This is a genomic window from Polynucleobacter sp. AM-25C3, from assembly GCF_018882335.1.
Taxonomy (GTDB): Bacteria; Pseudomonadota; Gammaproteobacteria; order Burkholderiales; family Burkholderiaceae; genus Polynucleobacter.
In genome coordinates, this window is record NZ_JACVOS010000030.1 from 1 (window position 1) to 1,999 (window position 1,999).

Annotated in this window: 2 protein-coding genes; one reads left to right on the forward strand and one right to left on the reverse strand. The window is 42.2% G+C overall.

Annotated features, from left to right (window positions below):
• The coding region (locus tag ICN12_RS10710) for an IS3 family transposase (protein ID WP_216217838.1) at window positions 1–94 on the forward strand (94 nt) is incomplete at its 5' end.
• Window positions 95–213: 119 nt separating this feature from the next.
• Here the strand turns inward: ICN12_RS10710 and ICN12_RS10715 are convergent.
• Entirely contained in the window at window positions 214–1,743 is a 1,530-nt protein-coding gene (locus tag ICN12_RS10715; protein WP_216272496.1) for a bifunctional diguanylate cyclase/phosphodiesterase, read from the reverse strand.
• Window positions 1,744–1,999 lie beyond the last annotated feature (256 nt).

Genomic DNA, 1,999 nt, shown 5'->3' on the forward strand with positions numbered 1-1,999 from the left:
ATATATCCACTACTACAACCATGATCGAATCAAACAAAAACTAAAGGGATTGAGCCCAGTGCAATACCGAACTCAATCCCTTCTGGTAACCTAATCAAACTGTCCAACTTTTGTGGGTCAGTTCATATTGCGGAGCTTTTTTATTACTCTCAAACAAGTATTTACCATCTCATGGATCAGGTGATATGCGTTTGAAAAGATGGGTGAGCTAGCCTACGATTTCGGTGTTTTAATCAAATCAGGGTTAAATAGGCAAACTTGATTTCTGCCCAGAGACTTTGCGCGGTACATAGCTTCATCTGCGTTTGCGGTGAGCTCTGCATCAGTCTGTCCATGTTCCGGATAAATTGCAATTCCCATACTTGCCCCCGTAACGAGCTCTAAATTGTGGGCCATAAATCGTTCGAATAACTTACCCCTAACTTTCTCGGCAATGGCTAAGACGTTTGCCACACTCTCAATATTGGGCAATAAGATAACAAACTCATCACCACCAATACGAGCTACTGTGTCAGAGGATCTGACACAGTGAAGCATTCGTTTAGCTGCTTCGCGAAGGGCAATATCGCCAGCGGCATGGCTATGGTTATCGTTGATTGACTTGAGGTTGTCTAGGTCAATAAAGATAAGGGCAAATTTTGTTTTATTGCGCTTAGCTAGCTCTAAAGTTTGCTGGAGTCTATCGGTAAAAAGTAAGCGGTTAGGCAGATTGGTTAAATGGTCATGATTGGCAAGGTGTTGATTCTTGCCAGCAGAATTTAAGGCCCTTAACAACAAACTCAAGCCAATCACGATAAAGATGAGGCTTAACACCGTTGCATATAAAATTCCATAGACGCTTTTTCTCCAACTGGCCAGATACAGTTCTTCAGTGGCTACTGCAGCAACGACTAGTGGATGGCCTGGTACTGAGCGGAATGAGATCATGCGCTGTACATTGGCGCTATCTCGGATGGTCGTTTGAGCGTCGGTAAAAATTACACTTCCCTCTAGCGCTGGATTTTTTACGACTTCATCAAATATCTTGCTTGTATTCTTTCGGCCAATCCGCTCGTCTAAAAATGGCCAGCGGGTTAGCAAAACTTGATCTTTCTTAAATAGGGTTAGGGAAGAGCCTTCACCTAAATTGGCCCCAATCTTTTCATAAAAGCTAGAGAAGACCTCTACTGAAATCCCAATCAGGGCCACCCCAAGAAATTCATTTTTTGAATTGCTAATTCTTTTGGCTAGATAAAAGACCCACTTACCATTTCCTTTGTTTCGAACGGGGTTGCTGTAGTACGTTTGCGCAGAGTCATGGGTGCTGAGATATTGGAAGTAGTCTCGATCAGATAAGTCGATGCTGGGGGGTGGATAAGACCTTGAAAAGTTAATGACCTTGCCATCGGGGCCGATATAGGTTGCTACATCAATAATCGTATTTAAGGTTGTTTTATCCTTGAGATTAAGAAACTGCTCTTTCTTGCTCGCGAATTCTCGATATGCTTTTTCTGTTTGAATATTTGCGGAGCTTACCGCTTCAACTAAGCTTTCCAAGGCCGTGTTTCCAGAATACATAGTCTGGCTAGCGTGTTCTGCTAAAACAATGGTGAGATTGGAAATTTGTTCTGAGCGATCCTGAATAGAGCTTTGCTTCAGGATGTACGCCGATACGACAGCGCTTACAATAAACACCAGCGCTAAAGTCAAGCCAGCCATCATGGTGAGGCGTGCTACACGCTGATTTCTAGAAATTAAATCCATATTTAATTTTAACGAATAAAAATGATGTTTTTTAAGGGTAATACTCAGGCGAATGAAAAAAGTAGATATCTACCAAATTATTTTTGGTCTAGTTCTGTCGGTAGTCGCCCTGTATTTCATGTTGAGACCTTCGGTAATCCCCCCATTTTTAACTTAAGCTAAAAGTAGAAGCTGGTACTGCAAGTGCTAGTTTTTGCTTTGGTGTAATTCCACCTAAGCCCATGTTCGGTCTTTCATGATTGTATGTCCACATCCA

What these genes read in the sequence shown, in the direction of transcription:
- ICN12_RS10715 (WP_216272496.1), bottom strand. Translation starts at nt 1,743, where the DNA reads ATGGATTTAATTTCTAGAAATCAGCGTGTAGCACGCCTCACCATGATG.